A 23,395-nucleotide genomic window follows, 5' to 3' on the forward strand; every position below is an offset into this window, starting at 1 on the left:
ATGGTCGCCCAGGCGCTGCGCTGGCTGATCAAAACTGATATTCGGCCCCCGCCCCCGCGTACCACGACCTTCCCGGCGCCGCTTCGTAATAGCGGAAGTTGCCGTCCCCGACGATCACCGAACCCACGTACTGGCGATCCAGCAAGTTATCCAGGCGCAGGGTCTGGTGGAAGGTCCAGTGCTCGACCTTCTGCTCGAAGCGCGCACGCCAGTTGAACACGCTGTAGGCGGGTGCGGCGCGTTGCTGGTTGGTGTCTTCCACGTAGACTTTGCTGCGGTACATGCCTTCGAGGGCAGTGCTGACCCAGTCGCGGGGCTTCCAGTTCAGCTCGGCGAAGAGCGTGGTCTGGGGCACGCCGGGCAGGTAGTTGCCTTTGTCGATCGCCGTGCTGGCGCCGCTGACGAAGTCGCTGTCATAGGTGGCGTGCAGGCGGGTGTAGGCGAGGTGGGTGCTCCACTGTTCGGTCAATTGGCTTTCCAGGCTCAGTTCGAAGCCACGGCGCAAGGTGCGACCGGCGTTCTGGTAGGTGGTGCGACCGCCGCTGGATTGCTGCACGACCAGTTCGTCATCGGTGGTGATCTGGAACACCGCAGCATTCACGCGTGTGTCTTGGCCAATCCGGGCTTTGAGCCCCATTTCATACTGCTTGCTGACCGACGGCTTGAGCGCGAAATTGAAGCCGTTCGAGCTGCTGGAATACGCCGACTCCGCCTGGGTCGGGGTTTCAAACCCTTTGCCCGCGCTCACATAGCCATGCAGGTCCGGCGTGAAGGCATACATCACGCTCACTGAGGGCGTGTTCTTCTGGTAGGTCTTGTTGCCGCTGTCGTTGCCATCGCTGAGGAAGTGGTCGTCCACGTCCATCTTCATGGTGCTGTGACGCAGGCCGGCTTGCAGGGTCCAGTCGCCCAGCAGCCAGTTGGCCTGCACGAACGGGTCGAGGCTGGTGGCGGTGTCGATTTCATCGCGGCCCAGCGCGCCTTTGACGCCGTGCACGCCGTTGAGGGTGTTGGAGTAACCTTGGCGATCATCCTGGCTGCGGTCGTAGTCGAGGCCGGTGATCAGGGTAAGGTCGCCAGGGGCACTGGTGATGGGTTGCAGCCAGTGGACGGAGCCGCCGTAGAACTTGCGGTCGAAGTCCACCACGCCACCGCGCTTGTCTGACGGCGTACCGCCGGGAATCGACAAATACTGAATCACACTGCGCCGCCCGGTATACGCATTCACCTGCAGCGTCGCATCGCCGATATAGCGCTCGTAATTCAGGCCCAATTGCTGATGATCGATGCTTTTTCGCGTGTTGTACTGCAGCGCGGCCGGCGCCACCGAGCGCGGGTCCGCCTTGTACGCGGCCCAGGTCTGGCCCAGCGGGTCTTGCGTGCCGTTTTGCTCCAGGCTGCTGTAGATCAGTGCCAGTTTGCTGTCGTCATCGGGCTGGACATTCAGTTTGGCAAAGGTCTGGTCACGACGGGCGCTGCTGTGGTCGCGGTAACCGTCGGTGTCCATGCGCGAGGCGTCGAGTACAAAACCGGCGCCATTTGCCGCGCCTTCGGCCGTCAGGTGGTTCTTGCTCAGGCCGTCGCTGCCCACCAGCGTTTCGGCACCGATGCGCGGCGGGCCTTCGCCATCGCGCGAGAACATCTGGATCACGCCGCCGGCATTGCTGCCATACAGCGTGGCGGCTGGGCCGCGCAGCACTTCGATGCGTTCGGCGGTGTCGAGGTTGAACGTGGCGGCCTGGCCCTGACCATCCGGAGTGCTAGCAGGGATGCCGTCGGCGATCAGCTTGATGCCGCGCACGCCAAACGCCGAGCGCGCACCGAAGCCGCGTGAGGAAATCTGCAGGTCCTGCGCGTAGTTCTGACGGTTCTGCACCACCAGGCCAGGCACGCGGGACAGGGCTTCGGAGGCATTGATGCCGAGTTGGCCGTCGCTGATCTGCTCACGGCTGATGCTGTCGACCGAATACGGAAGGTCGAACGTCGGGCTGGCGCTGCGTGAACCGGTCACTACGCTGGGGTCGAGGATCAGGGCTGCGTCTTCAGCCTGGGCGGTGTCGCACAAGGTGAACAGGCTTGGCAGCAATAAGGTGAGGCGAGCGAGGGTTTTCATGGGGCAGCCCGAATCCGTGGCGCATAAGACATAAACGCGCAAAAGGGCGCGAGTTTAGTGAAATGCTGAGTTTTTACCATTTCGGATTTTTCGTACGCAATTTGGCGATGCGCTTGGGTGGGGGAGCCGACATTTCGCTGATAGCGTGGCCGGCCGTTGGCGATCACAGGACAATCACAATGAAAATCACGGCTGCAATGGGCATTGCCGCACTGCTGGTGGGCGGTTGTGGGACCGTCAACAGCGTCATCCGCAAAGACGGCGACACCGCGCGTGAGCTGCGGCTTATCAAAACGTACTGCCAGTCCATACCTCGCGTTTACAGTGGCGTGGCCTTTGATTTCTGCGCGCTGCACGCGGCTCCCGATCCGACCGGCGTACTGATACCCTTCGTGCTGCTGGACATTGCAGCGTCCGGCGTTGCCGATACCGTTGTGTTGCCCTACACGATTTATCGCCAGGCAAATGACGGCAACATCAGCGTCCATTGGCGCCCTGGCGGTTCTTGAAGGAGGCTGTGCATAAGCCGGCCATGACAAATGGAGTTGTCTATGAATCGTGGTTTCACCCTTCTATGGGTGCTGACGCTCGCAGTGCTCACCGGCTGCGGCACGATCAATAACGACCCAACCTTTGCGCCGCGCGAAAGCAATGCGTTCCCGATCATCGCCATTGAGGCGATTGCCTCCGGTGTGGCGGACACGCTGGTGCTGCCCTACACGATCTACCGCTAGGCGCAGTGACAACCGGTCGCCACATTCCCTAGATCATCATGTGGCGTGTTTACGCTATAATCCCGCCCTTTAGCTGTTTCTCGTCCAGGCGAGAGGCACACTTTTTTCAGGCGCACCCCGCCTGCATGCAGACTAAAAGAGGCTAGACCCCTGTGGCATTGACGATTCTTGGCCTGTCCGGCGCCCTTAGCCATGATCCTTCCGCAGCTTTGTATATCGACGGCAAGCTGATCGCGGCCGCCGAAGAAGAGCGCTTCGTACGCGACAAACATGCAAAGAACCGCATGCCCTACGAGTCGGCGAAGTTCTGCCTGGAACAAGCCGGTATCAAGCCTTCCGACGTTGATGTGGTGGCCATTCCGTTCGCCCCGATCAGCCTGTTCGGTGAGGCGCGCTGGCACTATGCCAAGCGTTACTGGTACGCCCCGGACCGCGCCCTCGACGCGATCCTGATGGGCAACCGTCGCTACAAGCGCTACCGCAACAAGATCGTTTGGTGCCTGGAGCAACTGGGCTTCGACCCGAAGAAAATCAAGATCGAACCGGTTGAGCACCACCTGGCCCACGCCTCCAGCGCTTACCACTGCTCGGGCTTCCAGGAGAAAACCGCGATCCTGGGGATCGACGGCAAGGGCGAGTACGCCACCACCTTTTTCGGCTACGGCGAAAACGGCAAGATCCACAAGATCAAGGAATTCTACGACCCGGATTCCCTCGGCGGCCTGTATGGCGCGATCACCGAGTTCCTCGGTTTCGAGATGCTCGACGGCGAGTTCAAGGTCATGGGCATGGCGCCGTATGGCGATGCCAGCAAGTACGATTTCTCGCGCCTGGCCTCGTTTGAGAACGGCGAGCTGGTGATCAACACCGACTACGCCAACGTCATCGGCCTGCGTCGCTACAAAGAGAAGGGCAAGGGGTTCTACTTCTCGCCAAAACTGATCGAGTGGCTGGGTCCCAAGCGCGAAGGCGATATCGCCGACGAGCCGTACATCCACTACGCGGCCAGCATGCAAGCGCTGTTCGAGAAGCTGGCCCTGCAGATGATCGACCACTACTTGGGCGATATCCTCAAAGACACCGGCAAGCTGGCCTTCGCTGGCGGCTGCGCGCTGAACGTCAAGCTCAACCAGAAGATCATTGCTCGCGATGACGTCAAGGAGCTGTTCGTGCAGCCAGCGTCCGGCGATGCCGGCACCGCGGTGGGTGCCGCCGCCTACGTGTCCCACGCCCGTGGTGTACCGGTCGAGAAGATGGAACACGTCTACCTCGGCCCGTCCTACAGCAACGAAGACGTGATCGCCGCGTGCGCCAAGCACGCAAGCAAACCGGTATGGCGCAAGATCGAGAACATGCCCAAGCGCATCGCCAAGATCATGGTCGACGGCAACCCGGTGGCCTGGTTCCAGGGCCGCATGGAGTTTGGCCCGCGCGCGTTGGGCGGTCGTTCGATCATTGGTTGCCCAAGCGCCACCGGCGTGGCGGATCGCATCAACCACCAGATCAAGTTCCGCGAGCGCTGGAGGCCTTTCTGCCCGTCGATGCTCGACACCGTCGCGCCACAGATGATCAAGGTCGATCACCCGGCGCCGTTCATGACCTTCACCTTTGAAGTGTCGGAAGAATGGAAAACCCGCGTGCCGGAAGTGGTCCATGAAGATGGAACCTCCCGTGCCCAGGTGCTCAAGCGCGAATACAACCCGCGCTACTACGACATGATGAAAGAGCTGGAAGTACTCACCGGCAACGGCGTGTCGCTGAACACCTCGCTCAACCGTCGTGGCGAAGCAATGATCTGCTCGCCGACCGACGCGCTGAACATGTTCTTCGGCTCGGACCTGCAGTACCTGATCATGGAAGACATCCTGGTCGTCAAAGACGGCGTGGACCCTTATGACTCGGTCGGCTGATCGCCACGTCCTGCAGTTCTGCCACGGCTATGACGGGCCGTTCCTCGATTGCGCGCGGCAGTACGCCAGCCTGTTCGCAGGCTCGGGCTACAAGGTGACCACGGTGTTTCTCACCGGGGTCGCCGACCCCGATGTGGCGGCCGGTTGTGCCTCTGATGAAGTGTTGTTCATGGAATTCAGCTCCAAGGCCATTCGTGGTCTGAAGCTGGGCGCCATCGGTGAGCTGCGCAAGATCGCGGCATCACGCAATTTCAGTTTCTGCATTGCTCACCGGTTCAAGCCGATCTATATCGCCTTGCTCGGCACGCGCTTGCCGGTGATCGGTGTGCATCATGCGTTTGGTGACTATGGGCGCCGCAGCCGCAAGCTGTTTGCGTCGATTTTCCGCAAGCGTTTGAGCCTGCTGGGTGTGTCCGATGCGGTGCGTGATGACATGCGCCGTTGCTTGCCAGCCTGGCCGGCAGCGCGGATTCAAACGCTGTACAACCGCATCGATGTCGACGCCATGCAGGCCCTGCAGGTTCCGGCCGACGCGGCGCGCGATGCGCTGGGGCTGTCGCCGGATGAGTGGGTGGTCGGCAACGTTGGCCGCCTGCACCCGGACAAGGACCAGGCCACCTTGCTCAAGGGGTTTGCCCTGGCGCTGCCGCATTTGCCGGCACAAAGTCGTCTGGCCATCCTTGGCACCGGCCGCTTGGAGAAAGACCTCAAGGCCTTGGCCCGTGAGCTTGGGATTGCCGAACAGGTGCTGTTCCTCGGCCAGGTGCCGGATGCGCGCCGTTACTTCCGAGCCTTCGACGCCTTTGCCCTGAGTTCCGATCACGAACCTTTCGGCATGGTACTGCTGGAGGCCATGGCCGCCGGCGTGCCGCTGTTGGCAACAGCGTGCGGTGGCGCCCGGGAAGTGGTCGAAGGCGTGGGGATCCTGTTTCCCTTCGGCGATGCCGAACACTTGGGCCAGGGGCTTCGGCACCTGGCGGCAATGGATCGTCAGCAGCATGCGCAATGCGCCCAGATGATGCTCGAGCGCTTGCACGAGCAGTTCTCGGACCAGGCGGTTCGCGCTGCCTTCTGGCAACTGCCGCACGTTACTGAACTGACCGCGAGGGCGTGATGCTCAATCGATTCCAAGGCTGGCGCGAGCGTGGCTGGTCCGTCGTTGACGCGTCCACCTACAGCGACGCCTGGCAGCGTTACGGTGGCAGTGTTGCCACCCATCCGCAGGTGGTTGAGCGTCTTGCCGGGCTGGCCGAGATTCCTGTGCGTTACCTGGCGTGGGAGCAAGGCGGCGAGCTCAAGGCCTGTATTGCGACCTGGGGCCAGGACTTGGCGTTATCCAAGGATGTGCTCAAGCGCAAAGGCAAGAAGGGCTTGTTCGACCTGGGCAATGCCGAGTTGATTCTGCCTGCCGCCGCCGATGCCCAAGCCCCGTTGCGTCATCGCGCGCGCTACCTGTCGGCGTTGAACGAAGGGCGTTTTGCCGGCATCCAGCTGCAGACCGAGCAGTTGGCCATGGCGCGTACCCCGGAAGAACTGTCGAAGAAATTTCGCTATAACCAGCGCCGCGAGTTGCGCCTGCTGGAAGAGGCGGGCGGTGTGGTGCGTGCGGTCCAGACATTCACCAGTGCCGAGCTGGCGGCAATTTACTGTGATTTGTTCCAGCGCCGCTGGGGCTTTCCCGCCACCGGCGCCGAGCGCATGGCGCAGGTGATCGAGCTGCTGCGTGAATGGTTGATCGGTTCGGTGATTTTCCTCAACGATGCGCCGATCGCCATTCAACTGGTTTACCGCGTTGAGGCGCCAGAGTGGGTCAGCGTTGAATACGTCAATGGCGGCGTAGACCCGCAGACGCGTGAGTTCAGCCCTGGTAGCGTGCTGAGTTTCCTCAATACGCAAAGTGCCTGGGAACAGGCGCGGGAAGCCGGCAAGCCGCTGCGATTTTCGTTTGGCCGGGCAGACCGCGAGTACAAAGACCGTTGGTGCAACCCGGTGCCGGTGTTCAAGGTATGAGTGATTCTCCCAGCCGCAAGCAAGCCCTGCTCAAACGCCATCGCCGCAACAAGCGCGTGGCGCTGCTGGTCGGTTTGCTGGTGTTGATCGGCGTCGGCGTGGCGGTGGCCTGGTGGCTGCCGCTGCTGTTGGCAATCCTGGCCTGGGTGGCCCATGAAGCCTGGTTTGCCGACCATCTGTTTTACTCGCCCGGCGACGACTATCAGTACGCCTTTGCGGCCGAGACCGAGCAACCCAAGGTTGTTCTGGATAACGGCCGATTGCTGCTGGAGCAGGCGCTGGAGCTGTCGGGCGACGAGACGCTGATCCTTGCGCTGCGGCTCAAGAGCGGCTTGCTGGGGCGCTTTATTGATCCGTTTATCGCCTTGCCACAGGGTGATCGGCAGGTGTTCGAGCGCGGCGTCAACGGCTTGCGCTACTTGAATCTCACCGGCCAGGCGCAAGCGCTGCTAGCTGGGCAACTGCGCCTGAGTGGCCGGTTCTGCCGTGTGCAAGGTACGCCGGTGTTGTCGGTATTCCGCCAGCCCGACGTGCGTCAGCAGCGGGTGATGGTGATTGCACCCCATGCCGATGATGCCGAGCTTGCCGCCTTTGGCCTGTACAGTCAGGCGGCGCAGCCCTGGATCGTGACGTTGACGGCCGGCGAAATCGAAGCCGAGCATTATCAACAGATGGGCCTGGGCAAGCCCGAGGCTGCACGCCTCAAGGGCCGGTTGCGCGCCTGGGACAGTATCGCCGTGCCGCGTTGGGCGGGTGTGCCGCAGGAACATTGCGTGCAGCTGGGGTATTTCTGCCTGCAGCTGGCGGCGATGCGGGCCGAGCCTGATCGCGCCGTGGCGTCCCGAGAGGCCGAGCTGAGCGACATTCGCGTGTTTCGCCAATTCAACCCGTTCCCATTGCCTGCGGATGCCGATGGCCGGCCGACCTGGAATAATCTGCTGGCAGATTTGCGGGCGGTGCTGCTGATGGCGCGTCCTGACGTTATCGTGCTGCCGCATCCGGTGCTCGACCCGCACCCTGACCATGTCTGCGCACAGCAGGCCGTGCTGCAAGCCCTGCAAGGGCTGGAGTGGCAGCCGACCACGCTGCTCGGCTACGCCAATCACCTGCATGACAATGACCGCTGGCCGATGGGCGATTCGGGCAACGGCATCGCGTTGCCACCCTGTTTTGATTCGAGCATCACCTTGCAGCCTTTTTGCGTGCCGGTGTCTGCCGAACAACAGCGTGACAAGGCCATGTCGCTGGGCATGATGCATGACTTGCAGCCCAGGATGCCGTTCAAGCGGCGCGTGCGGCGTGCGATCCAACGGTTGCTGGCCGCAAGGGCCATTTCACCCTGGGGGGAAAATGAGTTTTACCGCAAGGCTGTAAGGCGACATGAACTTTTTTGGTTCATCAAGCACAAGTAAGGTTACGTAACGTGGAGGGGCGCAGCGCGCTCCCGTAAAAAATGACAGTGAGTCCGTTTTGATCAATCAGTGCCCCCGCATCCTCTTCCTCATTCCGTACTTTGGCCGCTGGCCATTCTGGATGCCGTTTTTTCTCGAAAGCTGCCGACACAATGCAGATATTGACTGGCTGTTGTTCAGCGACTGCCCGATACCGAGCAACGTTCCGGACAACGTCAGGATTGAAAGCATTACCTTTGCCGATTACTGCGCGTTGGTTTCACAACGGTTGAACATCTCGTTTGCCCCGCAAGCGGCTTATAAGTTGTGTGACATCAAGCCTGCGCTGGGGCATATCCATGCTGATCGCCTCGAGGGTTATGACTTTTGGGCGTTCGGCGACCTGGACCTTATTTACGGCGACCTGCGCCGCTATTTCACGCCCGATCGACTGGCTGGCTATGATTTGTTCTCGACCCACGAACGACGGGTCGCCGGCCATTTGTGCCTGATGCGCAATACCGCCAGAAAGCGCCAGGTGTTCATGCAGATCAAGGATTGGGAAGCGCGTTTCACCGATCAGGCGCATCATGCGCTGGACGAAGGCGCGTTCAGCAGGATTTTCCTGTGGCGCAAGAATTTTCCGAAACCGTTGTTCGAGTTGGTCGGCAAGCTCAATCCCTGGCGCCGCCGCAGTGAGTTCACCGAGGCGTTCAGTACGCCGGGCGGTGTGATCAAATGGCACGACGGCAGTGATCGCTTCCCGCATCAGTGGTTCTGGAATAACGGTCGCCTCACCAATGACCTGGATGGCGAGCGCGAATTTCCCTATTTCCATTTTGTCTGCTGGAAGCGTAATCAGTGGCCACGGTTACCGGAGCCCGACAGCGAGTACGTCGAGGCGCTGGCGGCTGAACCGTCGTGGGTCGTTGATGCCACAGGTTTCCATCGAGGAGAGTTATGAGTCGGCGTTTCAAGGTCCTGCAATTGCAGCCTGACTACAATGTTAAATCCCATGATTTTGCCGACCTGGCCGAACAGATCGTCAAGGCATTGCCTGCGGACCGCTATGAAGTCACCGCCGCGTTTTTGCGTGGCCGACCCGGGCCCGCGGACCCGATCAGCCGGGCGGCAACGTCGGTCTACTTCGATTTCTCCGACAAGGCGCTCAAGGGCTTGAGGCTGCGCGCCATGTGGCAGATGTATAAGTTCTGTCGCAAGGAACAGTTTGACGTGGTGGTGTGCAACCGCTTCAAGCCGGTCAACATGATGTTGCAACTCAACCGCTGGTTGAAGATTCCACTGTGTATCGGGATCTCCCACGGCTTTGGCGAGTATGACCGTCTCTACCGCCGTAAACAGGCGCAGCGCTGGATCGACGAGCATTGGCGGTTTGTCGGGGTTTCGCCGGCGGTCAAACAGTACTTGCTGGACTGCCAGTGCGGGTTTACCGACAGCAATACCTACGCGATTACCAACGCCATCGACATCGAGCAGGCCGAAGGCTTGCAGCATTCGCGCGAACGCGCGCGTGAGTTACTGGGCATCGACCCTTCGGTGCGGTTGATCGGCGCCCTGGGGCGTCTGGTTCCGGTCAAGGGTCACACCTATTTGCTGCAGGCGTTTGCAGCGCTCAAGGATAAATACCCTGCGGCGCAACTCGCCATCATTGGCGCGGGGCGTGAGCAGGCCAACCTGGCCGCGCAGATCCAGAGCCTTGGCCTTGATGGGCGGGTGCACTTGCTGGGCTTCAAGGAAAACGCCCTGCAGTACGTGCGCGCTTTCGATATCTGGGCCATGCCCTCGTTGGCTGAAGGCTTGGGCCTGGCGCTGCTGGAAGGCATGAGCGGTCGCCTGCCGGTGATCGCCTCCAGTGTGCCGGCCATGCTGCCACTGATTGAAGGCGCGGGCGGCCTGGCGGTGGAGCCGGCCAACGTGCCCGAATTGACCCAGGCGCTGGACACCTATCTGGCGCTGTCCGATGAGGCGCTCGCGCAAAAGGGCGAGCAGGCTTACCAGTACCTTCAGGCGCAACATGATATTGAGGTGTTCCGCCAGCAATACCTGGAGCTGATCGAATCCGGGTTGGCCCAAGCACGCAGGAACGGCGTATGAACCAGAGTCAGCCCTTGGTCACGGTGATCATCGCCTCGTACAACCACGGCCCGTACATCGAGGAAAGCATCCTCAGTGTGTTGAACCAGACCTACCCCAACATCGAACTGCTGGTGATCGATGACGGCTCGACAGACGACAGTGTCGAGCGCATCCGCCGCCTGCAGGAGCGCTACACGTTCGACTTTCGCGTCCAGCAGAATCAAGGCCTGACGAATACGCTCAATGGCGCTATTGCACGCTCCCACGGCCCGCTGATCGTGCCGTTCGGCTCCGATGACATCATGAAGCCAGAGCGCATTGCGACTCAGGTGGCTTACATGGACGGCAAGCCGGAAGTGGGTATCTGTGCGGGTAACATCGAGCTGATCGATTCGCGAGGCGAACTGCTTCCCGAGAAGCGCCAGCGCCGCGACGTGCCATTTCGGCGCCTGGACTTCGACGACATGTTCCTGGAGCGCAAACCCTATCCGCCGGCACCCACGCTGATGATTCGGCGTGAGGCGCTGGAAAAGGTCGGTGGGTTTGACCCTGAGATTCGCCTGGAAGACTTGTTGATCGAATTGAAGATCACCCATGCCGGGTACTTCATCGATGGTCTGAACGTGGTCATGGCCCGCTACCGCAAGCACGCCACCAACTCGTACAAGAACCACCGATTCATGATCGACAATATCCTGCGTTCTTACGCGTTGTTCAGTGACCACCCGCTCTATGACGAGGTGCGTTACAAGTTTCTCAGCTCCATGTTCCTCAAGACCTCCAACCGCAATCGCGCGTTGGCGCGAGAGTTGTTGGCGCAGATCCCGTTTCGGGCCTGGAACAAGAAAACCTGGCGGGGTTTGGCGCGGCTGTATTTTTCGCCGCTGGAAAAAGACTGACACACCCTGTGTGCGCCCCTCGCCGGGGCGCACTTGGCGTGCTTCAAGCGGCGGGGCGTGCCAGGGTCAGCACGTGCTCACGGATTTTGACCGTGGCTTGCGGCGACGCAACCAGCGCATAGCCACTGGCCAACTGTTCAAAGTGCGCTTCGAACAACCAGTTGCGGTCCTGCGAGTAGCGTTGCATATGCTTCACGTTGCGCTGGCGCAGCGTGTTGCGCAGCGGCGAGGGATAAAGGCGCATGTCGGCCACGTCGATCAGGCCGAACTCACCATCATCCATCAGCAGAACGTTGCCCAAGTGCAGCGAGCGGAAGTACACGCCGCGTTCATGCAACTGGGCCATGAACCTGCCAAAGCGTTCGATCAGCGATTCTCGCAGGCTGCTGTCCAGGCTTTGCAGCGCCTGGCGCAGGGTCAGGCCGGGGAGTGGCTGATAGCGCACGGCACTGCTGCCATCGCGCAAGCTATACACATCGAGAATCCGCGGTGACGCGATACCCAGTTGCTGCAGGTGTTCGCTGTTGCTGGCAAAGCGTTCCGAATACGGATTGAAGCCCCCGGAGGTGTACCAGCGGCGCGCCCTGAACAGCTTGAGGAAGCTGCCATCCTCAAGACGCAGGACCTTGGGCCCAAGACCATCTTCCTCGATGACGGCAGCGCCCTTACGCAGGGCGTCGAACGCCAGCGGTGCGGGCGTTTGCACACGCATGCTCAGCAGGCTGTGACGGCGCTTGGCGATACTCAGGCCGGCGATCAGCGCCAGCGGAATCCACAGCAGGAACCAATGCTCCTTGGGGCGCGACAGGATCCCGCCGCCTTCGGTCAGACCGGCGCCGATGCCGTAGGCCAGCAGGGCGGACGTCAGCAGAAACAGCGGTTGTGCGCGCTCTTTGAAACCTTTGTACAGGCCCCAGCCAAGCATGAAGATCCACGGGATAAAGCCGATGATGCCGACGTAATAGAGCACGCCGAGGGCAAAGCTGTGCGGCTCCATCAGTTCGTAACCGTCCACGATCAAGGACAGTTCGGAGTCGTAGCTGTGGCCGATCAGCGGATGGTCGGCGATACGCTGCAGGGTCATGCCCCACAATTCAAAACGGTATGAACTGCCACGCTCGGTAATCGCTTCAGGATAAAACAGCAGCAACGCTGCAGCGCCAAGCACCAGGACCGCAATCATCAGGGCCGAGCGGCGATTGCGGCTGACAAACGCTATCCACACGGCAGCCAGCGTCAGCGCAACCAGCGGCGTGCGAGAGCCGGTGGCCAGCACCGCGAGCGTCATGACCGCCAGCGCAGGCGCGCTGAACAACAGCACCTGCAAGCGCTGGGTGGTGATGCAGACATACAGCCAATAGATGCAGAAAAAGCCGAACAGATGGGAGCTGAGCAGCGGGTTATCGAGAGCACCCAGGCCGCCGATCATGCGCATGCTCGCGCCGGGCACGAAGCCTTTGGCGAATGCCACCAGGTTGAACAGGCACACCACCAGGGCAATCACGGCGGCGCTGAAAAAAATCGGTTTGAACAGCTCGCTGCGGTAGTGCAGCAACAGCCCACAGCCGGCAAACAGCATGAAGGTTTGCAGCGGCACCTTGAACAGGTTGGAGTCGCCGGTGGGTTGCGGGCTCCACAGCACGGTAATCAGCGCCCAGGCGCAAAATGCCAGAAGCGCAATGATCAAAGGTTCGCGCAGCAGTTCTTTGATTTCCCGCGGGCGCAGGCACAGCAGGAACAAGGTCGGCACACTGAAAAAGCCGTAGTAGAGACGGTGCATGACGTTGCGGTTGGTGACGTAGAACAATGAACTCAGAAGCAACAACAAGCCAATGGGCAAAATCCATAGGACCAGGAAGTCGAAAACGCGATTTGAGCCATAAATAAGGCGCTTGGAGTGCATACAGAAAAGCCATTCCAGAATAGAGAAAGCCGACCATCTTAAAGTAGTGGCTATATAATGTCGTCGGCTGGATCCAACCAGGCCGAGGGTCATACCGGGTGCAAGTACAACAGAGAAGCTGTGCTAAAGTCAGCCTCCTTTTTCAAAACGCCGCGTGATATGACCGACTCCAGTCCGAGCGCAAGCCCTTCGAGCTTGAAAATATACTTCCGCCTGCTCATGTACGTTAAGCCCTATGCCGGCTTGTTCGCGTTGAGTATTGTCGGATTTCTGATTTTCGCGTCGACCCAGCCCATGCTGGGGTACATCCTCAAGTACTTCGTCGACGGTTTGTCCAACCCTGAAGCGGTGCTGTTCCCCAGCGTACCGTTCCTGCGTGACCTGCAATTGCTGCAAGCCGTGCCCTTGTTGATCATTCTGATCGCAGCCTGGCAGGGCCTGGGTTCGTTCCTGGGCAACTACCTGCTGGCCAAGGTTTCCCTGGGCCTGGTCCACGACCTGCGCGTGCAGTTGTTCAACAACCTGCTGACGCTGCCCAACCGCTACTTCGACAACCACAACTCCGGGCACCTGATTTCGCGCATCACCTTTAACGTGACCATGGTCACGGGTGCGGCGACCGACGCCATCAAGGTGGTGATCCGCGAAGGCATGACGGTGATCTTCCTGTTCGCCTCGCTGCTGTTCATGAATTGGCGCCTGACGCTGGTGATGATCGCCATCCTGCCGTTGATTGCGGTGATGGTCAGCACGGCCAGCAAGAAATTCCGCAAGCAGAGCAAGAAGATCCAGGTGGCCATGGGCGACGTGACTCACGTCGCGTCGGAAACCATCCAGGGCTACCGTGTGGTGCGCAGCTTCGGCGGTGAAGTCTACGAGGAGAAGCGTTTCCTCAAGGCCAGCCAGGGCAACACCGACAAGCAACTGCGCATGACCCGCACCGGGGCGATCTACACCCCGTTGCTGCAACTGGTGATCTACACCGCCATGGCGGTGTTGATGTTCCTGGTGCTTTACCTTCGCGGTGACGCATCGGCCGGTGACATGGTGGCTTACATCACCTTGGCTGGCTTGCTGCCCAAGCCGATCCGTCAATTGTCGGAAGTCAGCTCGACCATCCAGAAAGGTGTGGCCGGCGCTGAAAGCATTTTCGAGCAGTTGGACGAAGAGCAGGAAATCGACCGCGGCACCGTTGAGCGCGACAAGGTCAGCGGCCGTCTGGAAGTGCGTCACCTGAACTTCACCTACCCAGGCACCGAACGCCACGTGCTCAAGGACATCAGCTTCACCGCCGAGCCTGGGCAGATGATCGCGCTGGTGGGGCGTTCCGGCAGCGGCAAGTCGACCCTGGCCAGCCTGATTCCGCGTTTCTACCACCACGAGAGCGGTGAAATCCTGCTCGACGGCGTAGAGATCGAAGACTACAAGCTGCTCAACCTGCGCCGGCACATCGCCCAGGTCACCCAGCACGTGACCTTGTTCAGCGACACCGTCACCAACAACATCGCCTATGGCGACCTGGCGGGTGCACCACGCGCGGACGTTGAAGCGGCGGCGGCAGATGCCTACGCAAAAGACTTCATCGACCAGTTGCCGAAGGGTTTCGACACCCAGGTTGGCGAAAATGGCGTGCTGTTGTCCGGCGGCCAGCGCCAGCGCCTGGCAATCGCGCGGGCGTTGCTCAAGAACGCGCCGCTGTTGATTCTCGACGAGGCCACCTCGGCCCTCGACACCGAATCCGAGCGGCACATTCAGGCCGCGCTGGACAAAGTCATGCAGGGCCGCACGACGTTGGTGATTGCGCATCGCCTCTCCACCATTGAGAAGGCCGACCTGATCCTGGTGATGGACGACGGTCGGATTGTCGAGCGCGGCACCCACGCCGAGCTGCTGGCCCAGAACGGCTATTACGCCCGCCTGCATGCCATGGGCCTGGACGCGCCGGTCGCGGCCGATATCACCTAAAACCTTGTGGGAGCGGGCTTGCCCGCGATAGCGGAGTATCAGTCACCGAATGTTTCGACTGATTCACCGCTATCGCGGGCGAGCCCGCTCCCACATGTGTTCCTCGGTGGATTCAATGGCAGGCCCGTCGCACTATCTTCTGTGCACACCCTCCACAAGCCTCCTGTAACCCTGTGCTAATATCGCGCCCCTGTTCATTTTGTATGTGGGTTGCTCCATGAAGTTGTCCATGCCGCGATTCGATCAAGCCCCTGTCTTGGTGGTCGGCGATGTCATGCTCGACCGTTACTGGCATGGCGGAACCTCACGGATTTCCCCTGAGGCACCGGTACCGGTAGTCAAGGTCGAGCAAATCGAAGACCGTCCAGGTGGCGCTGCCAACGTTGCCCTCAATATTGCCGCTCTCGGCGCCCCGGCCTCCCTGGTGGGTGTGACCGGCGACGACGAAGCCGCCGACAGCCTGGCCAACAGCCTGCGCGGTGCCGGCGTGCGCGCACTGTTCCAGCGCATTGCCCATCAGCCGACTACCGTCAAGCTGCGGGTCATGAGCCGTCACCAGCAATTGCTGCGTATTGATTTTGAAGAACCCTTCGCCACCGACGCCCTGGCACTGAGCGAGCAAGTCGACACGTTGCTTGAAGGCATCAAGGTGCTGGTCTTGTCCGACTACGGCAAAGGCGCCCTGAAGAACCACCAGATGCTGATCCAGGCCGCCAAGGCCCGCAACATTCCGGTACTGGCCGATCCCAAGGGCAAGGACTTCTCGATTTATCGGGGCGCCAGCCTGATCACGCCCAACCTCAGCGAGTTCGAAGCCATCGTCGGCGGTTGCGCCGATGAGCACGAGCTGGTGACCAAGGGCGCCACGTTGATGGCCGACCTCGACCTGGGCGCCTTGCTGGTGACCCGTGGCGAGCACGGCATGACGCTGCTGCGTCCGGGCCACCCGGCGATGCACTTGCCGGCGCGTGCGCGTGAAGTGTTCGACGTTACCGGCGCCGGCGACACCGTAATCTCCACCCTGGCCGCCTCGATTGCAGCCGGTGAGGAATTGCCCCACGCCGTGGCCCTGGCCAATCTGGCGGCGGGCATTGTGGTTGGCAAGCTGGGCACCGCGGCCATCAGCGCGCCGGAATTGCGCCGGGCTATCCAGCGCTCCGAAGGCTCCGAGCGCGGTGTGCTGACCATCGAGCAATTGCTGCTGGCGATTGACGATGCGCGTGCCCACAACGAAAGCATTGTGTTCACCAATGGCTGTTTCGACATCCTGCACGCCGGTCACGTGACCTACCTGGAGCAGGCGCGAGCCCAAGGCGATCGCCTGATCGTTGCGGTCAATGACGACGCTTCGGTCAGCCGCTTGAAAGGCCCGGGCCGTCCGATCAACAGTGTTGATCGGCGCATGGCAGTATTGGCCGGTCTGGGCGCGGTGGACTGGGTGATCAGCTTCTCTGAAGGCACTCCGGAAAACTTGCTGGCCCAGGTCAAGCCCGATGTGTTGGTCAAGGGCGGCGACTACTCCGTTGACCAGGTCGTGGGTGCCGATATCGTCGGCGCTTACGGCGGCAAGGTGAAGGTGCTGGGCCTGGTCGAGAACAGCTCGACCACCGCCATTGTCGAGAAGATCCGCAACAATGAGTAACGCTGATAAGTGGGTCCTGATCACCGGCGGTGCCGGCTTTATCGGTTCGCATCTGGTTGATGCGTTGCTTGCCAAAGGCTATGCCGTGCGGGTGCTGGATGACCTGTCCACCGGCAAGCGCAGCAACCTGGCGTTGGGCAACCCGCGTGTGCAGCTGATTGAAGGTGATGTCGCCAATGCCGAGCTGGTGGCGCAAGCCGCCGTCGGCGTGAGCGCCGTGGTGCACCTGGCCGCAGTGGCCTCGGTGCAGGCGTCGGTGGATGACCCGGTGAGCACTCACCAGAGCAACTTCGTCGGTACCCTGAATGTCTGCGAAGCGATGCGCAAGGCCGGGGTCAAGCGCGTGGTGTTTGCTTCCAGCGCGGCGGTGTACGGCAACAATGGTGAGGGCGCGTCGATTGACGAAGAGACCACCAAGGCGCCGCTGACACCTTATGCGTCGGACAAATTGGCCGGTGAGCATTACTTCGATTTCTACCGCCGCCAGCATGGCCTGGAGCCGGTGATTTTCCGCTTCTTCAACATCTTCGGGCCACGCCAGGATCCGTCCTCGCCGTATTCCGGGGTGATCAGTATTTTCAGCGAGCGCGTGCAGCAGGGTGTGCCAATCAGCGTGTTTGGTGATGGCGAGCAAACCCGCGATTTCATGTACGTGGAAGATTTGGTCGATGTGCTGGTACAGGCCATCGAAGCGCCCGACGCGCCGCTGGGTGCGATCAACGTAGGCTGGAACCGCACCACCACGCTCAAGCAGGTATTGCAGGCGCTGGAAGAAGTCGTGGGTCAGTTGCCGACGATCACTTACGGCCCGGCACGCTCGGGGGATATTCGGCATTCGCGGGCCAATAACCAGCGGCTGTTGGCGAGTTTCACGCTGCCTGAGCCTACGCCGTTGAAGGTGGGCCTGGAGCGGTTGCTCACGGGCTGAACACCGTCAAAGGGGGAAGCCGCTTTATCTGGGTGCCGGGCAAGCCAGCGCCCAGATTAGAGCGGTTTTACCCTTTGGCTTTTTTCTTCGGCACAATCTTGCGCAGCATCTGCCGCGCCTTGCCGGTCAATCGCTTCAGTTTCGACTCTTTTTCAGGCTGGGCCAGGCCTTGTTGCCTGAGCCAATCCTTCCAGCGAATCCGCTCATCACGTACCAGCCAGCCGTCTTGCTGAGCAAAGCTTTCGGCCAGGTATAAACCGCGTGTGCTGGCTGGATACAGCTGGTCTTTCTTGACGGTGTACAGCTCTGCTACAGGCTGGCCATCTTTGAGCGGCATCAGGTACAAGTCCGGGCGCTTGCGGTCCAGCCGGGCTACCAGCTGATCGCCTTCAAGTCGCTCATCCACATGAAACAGGCTGAGGGATTTGGCTTCCTTCGGCACCTCAAGGCGCAAGTCATAAATCAATTGCAGCGACGCCGTCGGCAAGTGCACGTAGGCCCGCGGGCGCTCGATCAATTGTGTGGTCGCGCAGCGCACCGGGCGGGCGGCGCCCGACAAAGGGCTCAACCGAAACGGCAGTGCTTCACGGTAATGCAGGGCGGTGGAGTAGGGCGCCGGCAGCCAGGTGTCGTTGAAGCGTCCACCGAGCCAGCCTTCAGGCGTCTCCAGTAGGCATTCTTCGGCAATTTCCTGGATGGCGGTGTGCAGCGGCAGGTTCAATTCGTGGGCCGGCACATAGCCCGAGATCAGTTTGAGCACCACGTCGCCACGGTCCTGGCGGCGTTGGCGTACCAATACCCAGTAATCCTTGTTTTGCCAGTGCAGGGTCAGTCGCACCGACACGCCCAGATTCGCCAGTTCCAGGGCGAAACGCTCGGGGTCCGCCACCTCCACCGGCTTGCGCCGTTGCAGGGTCTGGGCGAAGTTGAGCGGCATGCCCACGCTCTGGTAACTCAGGCCTTCGGGGGTGGCTTCGACGTGCAGCGGCAGTGTTTTAAAGTTGCTGGGGTTTTTTCTAATAAGCGTGCGCGGCATGTCGGCTCCTTCTTGCGACGGGGTCGGCCGCGTCGGCGGCATCAGAGTTGACGAATGACCTTGGCAGCGGTCGCCACGTTATGGGCCAGGTGCAGCGGATTAATGGTCCCGACAATAGCACTGGCAACGCCCGTTTGCGCAAACAACAACATGAAACTGGCGTGAATTGGATCCATTCCAGGTTCCAGGCATACGTGGCCGCTGGCCAGGGCTTTTTTCACCAGGATGCCTTTGCCATGGGCAGCGGCGTAATCAATGACGGTTTTCTCGCTCTGTTCGTTCAGATTGTAGGTGACCATTGCGCAATCACCTTGTTCCAGAGCCTTCACGCCGCCTTCGACGGTTTTGCCTGAGAAGCCGAAACCGCGAATCTTGCCCTCTTTTTTCAGCTCTGCCAGGGTCTGGTACACCTCACAATCATTGAGGATATGCAGGTCATTGCCATCGGAGTGCACCAGCACCAGGTCGATAAAATCCGTTTCAAGTCGTTTCAAGCTGCGCTCGATCGACATCCGCGTATGGGCCGCACTGAAATCATGCTGCGACACGCCATCGGCAAACTCTTCACCGACCTTGCTGACAATCACCCAGTCATTGCGTTGGCCGCGTAACAGCGGCCCCAGGCGTTCTTCGCTGCGGCCGTAAGCCGGCGCGGTGTCGATCAGGTTGATACCCAGCTGGCGTGCCTGGCGCAGCAGCATGCGCGCTTCGTCATCATCAGGAATCTGGAAGCCGTTGGGGTATTTCACCCCTTGGTCGCGGCCCAGTTTTACGGTGCCCAGGCCCAGTGGCGACACCAGCAGGCCGGTGCTGCCCAAGGGGCGATGCAGGTCGTGCAGGGTGGGCAGGCTCATGGCAACAGGTGCTCCCAGACAGGTTGGCCGAGGGCTGGTTTTGGCAGCTCGGGCAGGGCGTCGTTGTTGGCGCTCGGCTGGATGCCGTCGCGTTGCAGGGCGTTGAGCACGCGGTCAGCGAAGTCTGGCGCCAGCGCCAGTTTGGTCGGCCAGCCCACCAGCAGGCGGCCCTCTTCGGCAAGGAACGCATTGTCGGGGCGGGTCAGGCCCGACTGCAGCGGCTCGGCACGGTCCACGCGCAAGGTCGCCCATTGCGTCTGGCTCATGTCGATCCACGGCAGCAATTGCGCCAGCTCTTTTTGCGCGGTGGCGATCTGTTCTTCAGGTGTGCGCGCCACGCCATCGGCCTCGGCGATATCGCCGCCCATGTACCACACCCAGTTGCCATCGGCGGCCGGGTGGGTGGTGATGGTCAGGCGCGGCTTGGTGCCGCCGCCCAGGCAGTGCGCATACAGCGGCTTCAAGCCCGGGCCCTTGGCGATGATCATATGCAGCGGGCGCTTTTGCATGGCGGGCTGGCTCAGGCCCAGGGCACTGAGCAGATCTGCCGTGCCGCCACCGGCACTCAGCACGATGCGCTGGGCGCGAATCTCGCGGCCGTCAACCTTCAAACCCACCAGGGTGTCGCCATCGCGCAGCGGTTCGATGTGCTGGCCGGCGAGCAAACCGTCACCCGCCAGTTGGGCCAGACGCTCGATCAGGCTTGGCACGTCGACCACCAGCTCGGCCAGGCGGTAGACCTTGCCCTTGAAGCGGCGGTCCTGCAGGGCCGGCGGCAATTCGTCGCCCTTGACCTGGTCGACCCGGCCACGCACGGCCTTGCTGGCGAAGAAGCTGGTGAGGTTGCCGGCGAGTGTGCCGGGCGACCACAGGTAATGGGCCTCGGACAGCAGGCGCACGCCGGACAGATCGAGTTCGCCATCACCCGCCAACGCCTCGCGCCAGCGGCGCGGCATGTCGGCAATCGCTTCGGACGCGCCGGTGAGCGCGCCGTGCAGGGCGTATTTCGCGCCGCCGTGGATGATCCCCTGGGACTTCACGCTTTGCCCGCCGCCCAGCGTGGCGCTTTCCACCAACACCGTGGAAAACCCCTGGCGGCGCAGGCGCGCGTTAAGCCAGAGGCCGGCAACCCCGGCGCCGACAATCAGAACGTCGGTGGAAATAACGGATGGCATCGGCGACCTCAGTGTTCAAGACAAGAGGCGCAGTATACAGGCTGTTGAGTGGCGGTCAGTGCCCGGCGGTTTTCGAGAACAGTTGAATCACCACCACGCCCAGCACAATCAGGCCCATGCCCAGCATCGCCGGCAGGTCGAGCTTTTGCCCATAGATGAACAGCGCGGCGACACTGACCATCACGATGCCCATGCCGGCCCACACCGCATACGCCACGCCCACCGGCACGGTGCGCACCACCAGGGTCAACATCCAGAACGCAATGCCATAGCCGACGATGACCAGCGCCAGTGGAAGCGGTGTGCTCCAGCCTTTGACGGCTTTCATGGACACGGTCGCGATCACTTCCGAGCAAATGGCGATGGCCAGGTAGAGGTAGGCGGCATTCATGGGGTAATCCTCGGTGTGTGACGTGCTTGAATAAGGTCAGCATTCTAACGCTTAGGCAGATGGGATAAAGTCATTACCTATCCGAATTCAAGATGGGTTGAGCCATGAGCGTGCAGTGGAACCTGGACCAGATGCGCCTGTTTGTCAGCGTTGCCGAACAGCGTTCGTTTTCGGCAGTGGCCCGCGACCAGCGCAAGGCGCAATCGGCGGTGAGCAACGGTATCGCGCTGCTGGAAGCGGACCTGGGGCTGAGCCTGTTTGAGCGTAGCAGCGGCCGCCAGCCCCGGCTGACCGAAGCCGGCAGTGTGTTGCTGGAGGAAGCCCGTGAGGTATTGCGCCAGTGTGAACGGCTCAATGGCCGCGCGCTGTCACTGACGCGTGGCGAGGAAGCCTGCCTGCGCCTGGCCCAGGACGAGGCCATGCTGTTCCAGCCGGTACTCGACAGCCTCGAGGCGCTCGCCGGGCAATACCCGCAGCTGGAGGTGCAGCTTTCCAGCGCTGCTCAAGGCGATGTGGCGCGCAAGTTGGTGGAGCGCAAGGCCGACCTGGGCCTGTTGTTTTATCACGACCAAATCCCTGAGGCGCTTGAGCGGCGGGTGGTGGGCAGTGTGGAAATGGTCACCGTGTGCGGTGTGAATCATCCGCTGGCCAAGCAACCGTACGTGACCTGCCAGCATCTGGCGCAGTTTCGCCAATTGCTGATGTCCACCCAGACCAGCGTCTACCCCGGTAGTGAAGCCGCCAGCCCGCTGGTGTGGCGCGCCGACAGTTTCTACGTGCTGGCCGAATGGCTGATGAGTGGCCTGGGCTGGGCCTGGCTGCCGCGGCACATCGTGCAGTACCCCACCTATCAACAACAAATGGTTGAGCTGGACAGCGAATGGACACCGCCCGCGCTGGTGGTGGAACTGGTCTGGCGCCGTGACGAGCACCTCGGTCCCGCAGCGCGCTTTCTGGCGGCACGATTTGCCGAGTGCTTGCAGGCGATCGACTGAAAAAGCCGATAAACTCCGCCGCCATGAATAGAACTCTCTATAGCTGTCTGTTTTACCTGGCGCTGCCGTTGGTGGCTTTACGTCTGTGGCTGCGTGCGCGCAAGGCGCCGGCCTACGCCAAGCGCGTCGGCGAGCGGTTTTCCTATGGCCTGCCGGTGATGCAGCCGGGCGGGATCTGGGTGCATGCGGTATCGGTAGGTGAAAGCATCGCCGCCGCGCCGATGATTCGCGGGCTGATGGCGCGGCATCCGACGCTGCCGATCACCGTCACCTGCATGACGCCCACCGGTTCCGAGCGCATCCAGGCGCTGTTCGCCAATGAGCCGCGCGTACAGCATTGCTACTTGCCGTATGACTTGCCGTGCGCGGCCAAGCGTTTTCTAGATCGCGTGCAACCTAAACTCGCCGTGATCATGGAGACCGAGTTGTGGCCCAACCACATTCACGCCTGTGCCCAGCGCGGTATTCCAGTGGCACTGGCCAATGCGCGGTTGTCGGCGCGTTCGGCCAAGGGCTACGCACGGTTTGCCAAGCTGACGGCGCCGATGCTGGCGCAAATGAGCCTGTTCGCGGTGCAGACGCGCACTGAAGCCCAGCGTTTCCTGAGCCTGGGCGCACGCCCGGAAACCGTCGAAGTCACCGGCTCGATCAAGTTCGACCTGACCATCGACCCCGAGCTGACGGTGCGGGCTGCTGCCTTGCGCGAGCAATGGGGCGCCAGCGAGCGCCCGGTGTGGATCGCCGCCAGCACGCACGAAGGCGAAGACGACGTGGTCCTGGCCGCGCATCGCCAGCTGCTCGAAAGTTATCCCAATGCATTGTTGATTCTGGTGCCGCGTCATCAGGAGCGCTTCGGCCCGATGTTCGAGCTGTGCGGGCAACAAGGCTTTGCCACGGTGCGCCGCTCCAGTGGCGAGCCTGTGACCGCGCAAACGTCGGTACTGCTCGGCGACACCATGGGCGAGTTGCTGTTTCTCTACGCCCTGGCCGACAGCGCGTTTGTCGGCGGCAGCCTGGTGCCGACGGGCGGGCATAACCCGCTGGAGCCGGCAGCGCTGGCCAAGCCTGTGATCATGGGGCCGCACCTGTTCAACTTCCTCGAAATCAGCGCGATGATGCGCGAAGCCGGGGCGTTGCGAGAGGTGGATGACGCCGAGGGTTTGGCCGAGGCGGTGCGGCAGCTGTTCGAGCTGCCGCAGGATGCGCGCAAGATGGCGCAGGCGGGGCTGGCAGTGATGCAGGCCAACCAGGGCGCGCTCAAGCGCCTGCTGGATGGGTTGGACAGACTGATTCAACGCTGACCCAAAGGTGGGAGCTGGCTTGCCTGCGATAGCATCACCTGGGTGTAACTG

20 protein-coding genes are annotated in these 23,395 nt (G+C 61.4%); 14 read left to right on the forward strand and 6 right to left on the reverse strand.

Annotated features, from left to right (window positions below):
* Nucleotides 1–28: 28 nt before the first annotated feature.
* Nucleotides 29–2,113, reverse strand: a complete 2,085-nt coding sequence (locus FPT15_RS08780; RefSeq protein ID WP_145160081.1) for a TonB-dependent receptor — start codon at nt 2,111–2,113, stop codon at nt 29–31.
* A 179-nt stretch (nt 2,114–2,292) separates the two neighbouring features.
* Here FPT15_RS08780 and FPT15_RS08785 point away from each other — a divergent pair, with 179 nt between their 5' ends.
* The 9 genes from FPT15_RS08785 (at nt 2,293) to FPT15_RS08825 (ending at nt 11,154) form a co-directional block, all read left to right on the forward strand.
* Complete coding sequence (locus tag FPT15_RS08785; protein WP_145160083.1) at nt 2,293–2,622, forward strand: YceK/YidQ family lipoprotein; 330 nt, start codon at nt 2,293–2,295, stop codon at nt 2,620–2,622.
* A gap of 42 nt (nt 2,623–2,664) precedes the next feature.
* Nucleotides 2,665–2,847: a hypothetical protein gene (locus FPT15_RS08790; RefSeq protein WP_145160085.1), complete on the forward strand. Its 183-nt coding sequence runs from the start codon at nt 2,665–2,667 to the stop codon at nt 2,845–2,847.
* Nucleotides 2,848–2,999: 152 nt separating this feature from the next.
* Nucleotides 3,000–4,757 (forward strand): carbamoyltransferase, encoded by a 1,758-nt coding sequence (locus tag FPT15_RS08795; protein WP_119737974.1) that lies wholly within the window; start codon nt 3,000–3,002, stop codon nt 4,755–4,757.
* Nucleotides 4,741–5,871, forward strand: coding sequence for a glycosyltransferase (locus tag FPT15_RS08800; protein ID WP_145160087.1), 1,131 nt, complete (start codon nt 4,741–4,743; stop codon nt 5,869–5,871). Before FPT15_RS08795 ends, FPT15_RS08800 begins: the two co-directional genes overlap by 17 nt.
* Nucleotides 5,871–6,767 carry an antimicrobial resistance protein Mig-14 gene (locus FPT15_RS08805; RefSeq protein WP_145160089.1) on the forward strand — a complete coding sequence of 299 codons (897 nt, stop codon included), beginning with the start codon at nt 5,871–5,873 and terminating at the stop codon, nt 6,765–6,767. The genes FPT15_RS08800 and FPT15_RS08805 overlap by 1 nt, the downstream gene beginning before the upstream one ends.
* Nucleotides 6,764–8,179 (forward strand): PIG-L deacetylase family protein, encoded by a 1,416-nt coding sequence (locus FPT15_RS08810; protein ID WP_145160091.1) that lies wholly within the window; start codon nt 6,764–6,766, stop codon nt 8,177–8,179. The genes FPT15_RS08805 and FPT15_RS08810 overlap by 4 nt, the downstream gene beginning before the upstream one ends.
* 58 nt (nt 8,180–8,237) lie before the next feature.
* A complete protein-coding gene (locus tag FPT15_RS08815; RefSeq protein ID WP_145160093.1) occupies nt 8,238–9,122 on the forward strand; it encodes a DUF6625 family protein in 885 nt (294 codons plus the stop codon).
* Nucleotides 9,119–10,273: a glycosyltransferase family 4 protein gene (locus FPT15_RS08820; protein ID WP_145160095.1), complete on the forward strand. Its 1,155-nt coding sequence runs from the start codon at nt 9,119–9,121 to the stop codon at nt 10,271–10,273. The genes FPT15_RS08815 and FPT15_RS08820 overlap by 4 nt, the downstream gene beginning before the upstream one ends.
* Entirely contained in the window at nt 10,270–11,154 is an 885-nt protein-coding gene (locus tag FPT15_RS08825) for a glycosyltransferase (protein ID WP_145160097.1), read from the forward strand. The genes FPT15_RS08820 and FPT15_RS08825 overlap by 4 nt, the downstream gene beginning before the upstream one ends.
* Nucleotides 11,155–11,197: 43 nt before the next feature.
* Here the strand turns inward: FPT15_RS08825 and FPT15_RS08830 are convergent, their stop codons facing one another.
* Nucleotides 11,198–13,057: a bifunctional O-antigen ligase/aminoglycoside phosphotransferase family protein gene (locus FPT15_RS08830; protein WP_145160099.1), complete on the reverse strand. Its 1,860-nt coding sequence runs from the start codon at nt 13,055–13,057 to the stop codon at nt 11,198–11,200.
* Between the two features lie 159 nt (nt 13,058–13,216).
* Here FPT15_RS08830 and msbA point away from each other — a divergent pair, with 159 nt between their 5' ends.
* The 3 genes from msbA (at nt 13,217) to FPT15_RS08845 (ending at nt 17,592) form a co-directional block, all read left to right on the forward strand.
* Nucleotides 13,217–15,022 carry a lipid A export permease/ATP-binding protein MsbA gene (gene msbA / locus FPT15_RS08835; RefSeq protein ID WP_145160101.1) on the forward strand — a complete coding sequence of 602 codons (1,806 nt, stop codon included), beginning with the start codon at nt 13,217–13,219 and terminating at the stop codon, nt 15,020–15,022.
* 217 nt (nt 15,023–15,239) lie between these two features.
* Nucleotides 15,240–16,664 (forward strand): bifunctional D-glycero-beta-D-manno-heptose-7-phosphate kinase/D-glycero-beta-D-manno-heptose 1-phosphate adenylyltransferase HldE, encoded by a 1,425-nt coding sequence (gene hldE, locus FPT15_RS08840; RefSeq protein WP_145160103.1) that lies wholly within the window; start codon nt 15,240–15,242, stop codon nt 16,662–16,664.
* Complete coding sequence (locus FPT15_RS08845) at nt 16,657–17,592, forward strand: NAD-dependent epimerase/dehydratase family protein (RefSeq protein ID WP_145160105.1); 936 nt, start codon at nt 16,657–16,659, stop codon at nt 17,590–17,592. The genes hldE and FPT15_RS08845 overlap by 8 nt, the downstream gene beginning before the upstream one ends.
* A gap of 67 nt (nt 17,593–17,659) precedes the next feature.
* Here FPT15_RS08845 and FPT15_RS08850 read toward each other — a convergent pair whose 3' ends face one another.
* The 4 genes from FPT15_RS08850 to FPT15_RS08865 are packed head-to-tail and all read right to left on the reverse strand — an operon-like array spanning nt 17,660 to nt 21,048.
* Nucleotides 17,660–18,628: a metal ABC transporter ATPase gene (locus tag FPT15_RS08850; RefSeq protein WP_106577594.1), complete on the reverse strand. Its 969-nt coding sequence runs from the start codon at nt 18,626–18,628 to the stop codon at nt 17,660–17,662.
* 41 nt (nt 18,629–18,669) lie between these two features.
* The gene (locus FPT15_RS08855) at nt 18,670–19,482 is read right to left on the reverse strand and encodes an aldo/keto reductase (protein WP_145160107.1); all 813 of its coding nucleotides are present in this window, start codon (nt 19,480–19,482) and stop codon (nt 18,670–18,672) included.
* Nucleotides 19,479–20,657, reverse strand: coding sequence for an FAD-binding oxidoreductase (locus FPT15_RS08860; protein ID WP_145160109.1), 1,179 nt, complete (start codon nt 20,655–20,657; stop codon nt 19,479–19,481). Before FPT15_RS08860 ends, FPT15_RS08855 begins: the two co-directional genes overlap by 4 nt.
* Nucleotides 20,658–20,712: 55 nt before the next feature.
* The gene (locus tag FPT15_RS08865; RefSeq protein WP_106577597.1) at nt 20,713–21,048 is read right to left on the reverse strand and encodes a multidrug efflux SMR transporter; all 336 of its coding nucleotides are present in this window, start codon (nt 21,046–21,048) and stop codon (nt 20,713–20,715) included.
* 104 nt (nt 21,049–21,152) lie between these two features.
* Here FPT15_RS08865 and FPT15_RS08870 point away from each other — a divergent pair, with 104 nt between their 5' ends.
* Both FPT15_RS08870 and waaA read left to right on the forward strand, forming a co-directional pair.
* The gene (locus tag FPT15_RS08870) at nt 21,153–22,043 is read left to right on the forward strand and encodes a LysR family transcriptional regulator (protein WP_106577598.1); all 891 of its coding nucleotides are present in this window, start codon (nt 21,153–21,155) and stop codon (nt 22,041–22,043) included.
* A gap of 23 nt (nt 22,044–22,066) precedes the next feature.
* A complete protein-coding gene (gene waaA / locus FPT15_RS08875; protein WP_145160111.1) occupies nt 22,067–23,344 on the forward strand; it encodes a lipid IV(A) 3-deoxy-D-manno-octulosonic acid transferase in 1,278 nt (425 codons plus the stop codon).
* The last annotated feature ends 51 nt before the right edge of the window (nt 23,345–23,395 follow it).

This window comes from Pseudomonas sp. RGB, from assembly GCF_007713445.1.
Taxonomy (GTDB): Bacteria; Pseudomonadota; Gammaproteobacteria; order Pseudomonadales; family Pseudomonadaceae; genus Aquipseudomonas.

What these genes read in the sequence shown, in the direction of transcription:
- FPT15_RS08780 (WP_145160081.1), bottom strand. Translation starts at nt 2,113, where the DNA reads ATGAAAACCCTCGCTCGCCTCACCTTATTGCTGCCAAGCCTGTTCACC.
- FPT15_RS08785 (WP_145160083.1), top strand. Translation starts at nt 2,293, where the DNA reads ATGAAAATCACGGCTGCAATGGGCATTGCCGCACTGCTGGTGGGCGGT.
- FPT15_RS08790 (WP_145160085.1), top strand. Translation starts at nt 2,665, where the DNA reads ATGAATCGTGGTTTCACCCTTCTATGGGTGCTGACGCTCGCAGTGCTC.
- FPT15_RS08800 (WP_145160087.1), top strand. Translation starts at nt 4,741, where the DNA reads ATGACTCGGTCGGCTGATCGCCACGTCCTGCAGTTCTGCCACGGCTAT.
- FPT15_RS08805 (WP_145160089.1), top strand. Translation starts at nt 5,871, where the DNA reads ATGCTCAATCGATTCCAAGGCTGGCGCGAGCGTGGCTGGTCCGTCGTT.
- FPT15_RS08810 (WP_145160091.1), top strand. Translation starts at nt 6,764, where the DNA reads ATGAGTGATTCTCCCAGCCGCAAGCAAGCCCTGCTCAAACGCCATCGC.
- FPT15_RS08820 (WP_145160095.1), top strand. Translation starts at nt 9,119, where the DNA reads ATGAGTCGGCGTTTCAAGGTCCTGCAATTGCAGCCTGACTACAATGTT.
- FPT15_RS08825 (WP_145160097.1), top strand. Translation starts at nt 10,270, where the DNA reads ATGAACCAGAGTCAGCCCTTGGTCACGGTGATCATCGCCTCGTACAAC.
- FPT15_RS08830 (WP_145160099.1), bottom strand. Translation starts at nt 13,057, where the DNA reads ATGCACTCCAAGCGCCTTATTTATGGCTCAAATCGCGTTTTCGACTTC.
- msbA (WP_145160101.1), top strand. Translation starts at nt 13,217, where the DNA reads ATGACCGACTCCAGTCCGAGCGCAAGCCCTTCGAGCTTGAAAATATAC.
- hldE (WP_145160103.1), top strand. Translation starts at nt 15,240, where the DNA reads ATGAAGTTGTCCATGCCGCGATTCGATCAAGCCCCTGTCTTGGTGGTC.
- FPT15_RS08845 (WP_145160105.1), top strand. Translation starts at nt 16,657, where the DNA reads ATGAGTAACGCTGATAAGTGGGTCCTGATCACCGGCGGTGCCGGCTTT.
- FPT15_RS08850 (WP_106577594.1), bottom strand. Translation starts at nt 18,628, where the DNA reads ATGCCGCGCACGCTTATTAGAAAAAACCCCAGCAACTTTAAAACACTG.
- FPT15_RS08855 (WP_145160107.1), bottom strand. Translation starts at nt 19,482, where the DNA reads ATGAGCCTGCCCACCCTGCACGACCTGCATCGCCCCTTGGGCAGCACC.
- FPT15_RS08860 (WP_145160109.1), bottom strand. Translation starts at nt 20,657, where the DNA reads ATGCCATCCGTTATTTCCACCGACGTTCTGATTGTCGGCGCCGGGGTT.
- FPT15_RS08865 (WP_106577597.1), bottom strand. Translation starts at nt 21,048, where the DNA reads ATGAATGCCGCCTACCTCTACCTGGCCATCGCCATTTGCTCGGAAGTG.
- FPT15_RS08870 (WP_106577598.1), top strand. Translation starts at nt 21,153, where the DNA reads ATGAGCGTGCAGTGGAACCTGGACCAGATGCGCCTGTTTGTCAGCGTT.
- waaA (WP_145160111.1), top strand. Translation starts at nt 22,067, where the DNA reads ATGAATAGAACTCTCTATAGCTGTCTGTTTTACCTGGCGCTGCCGTTG.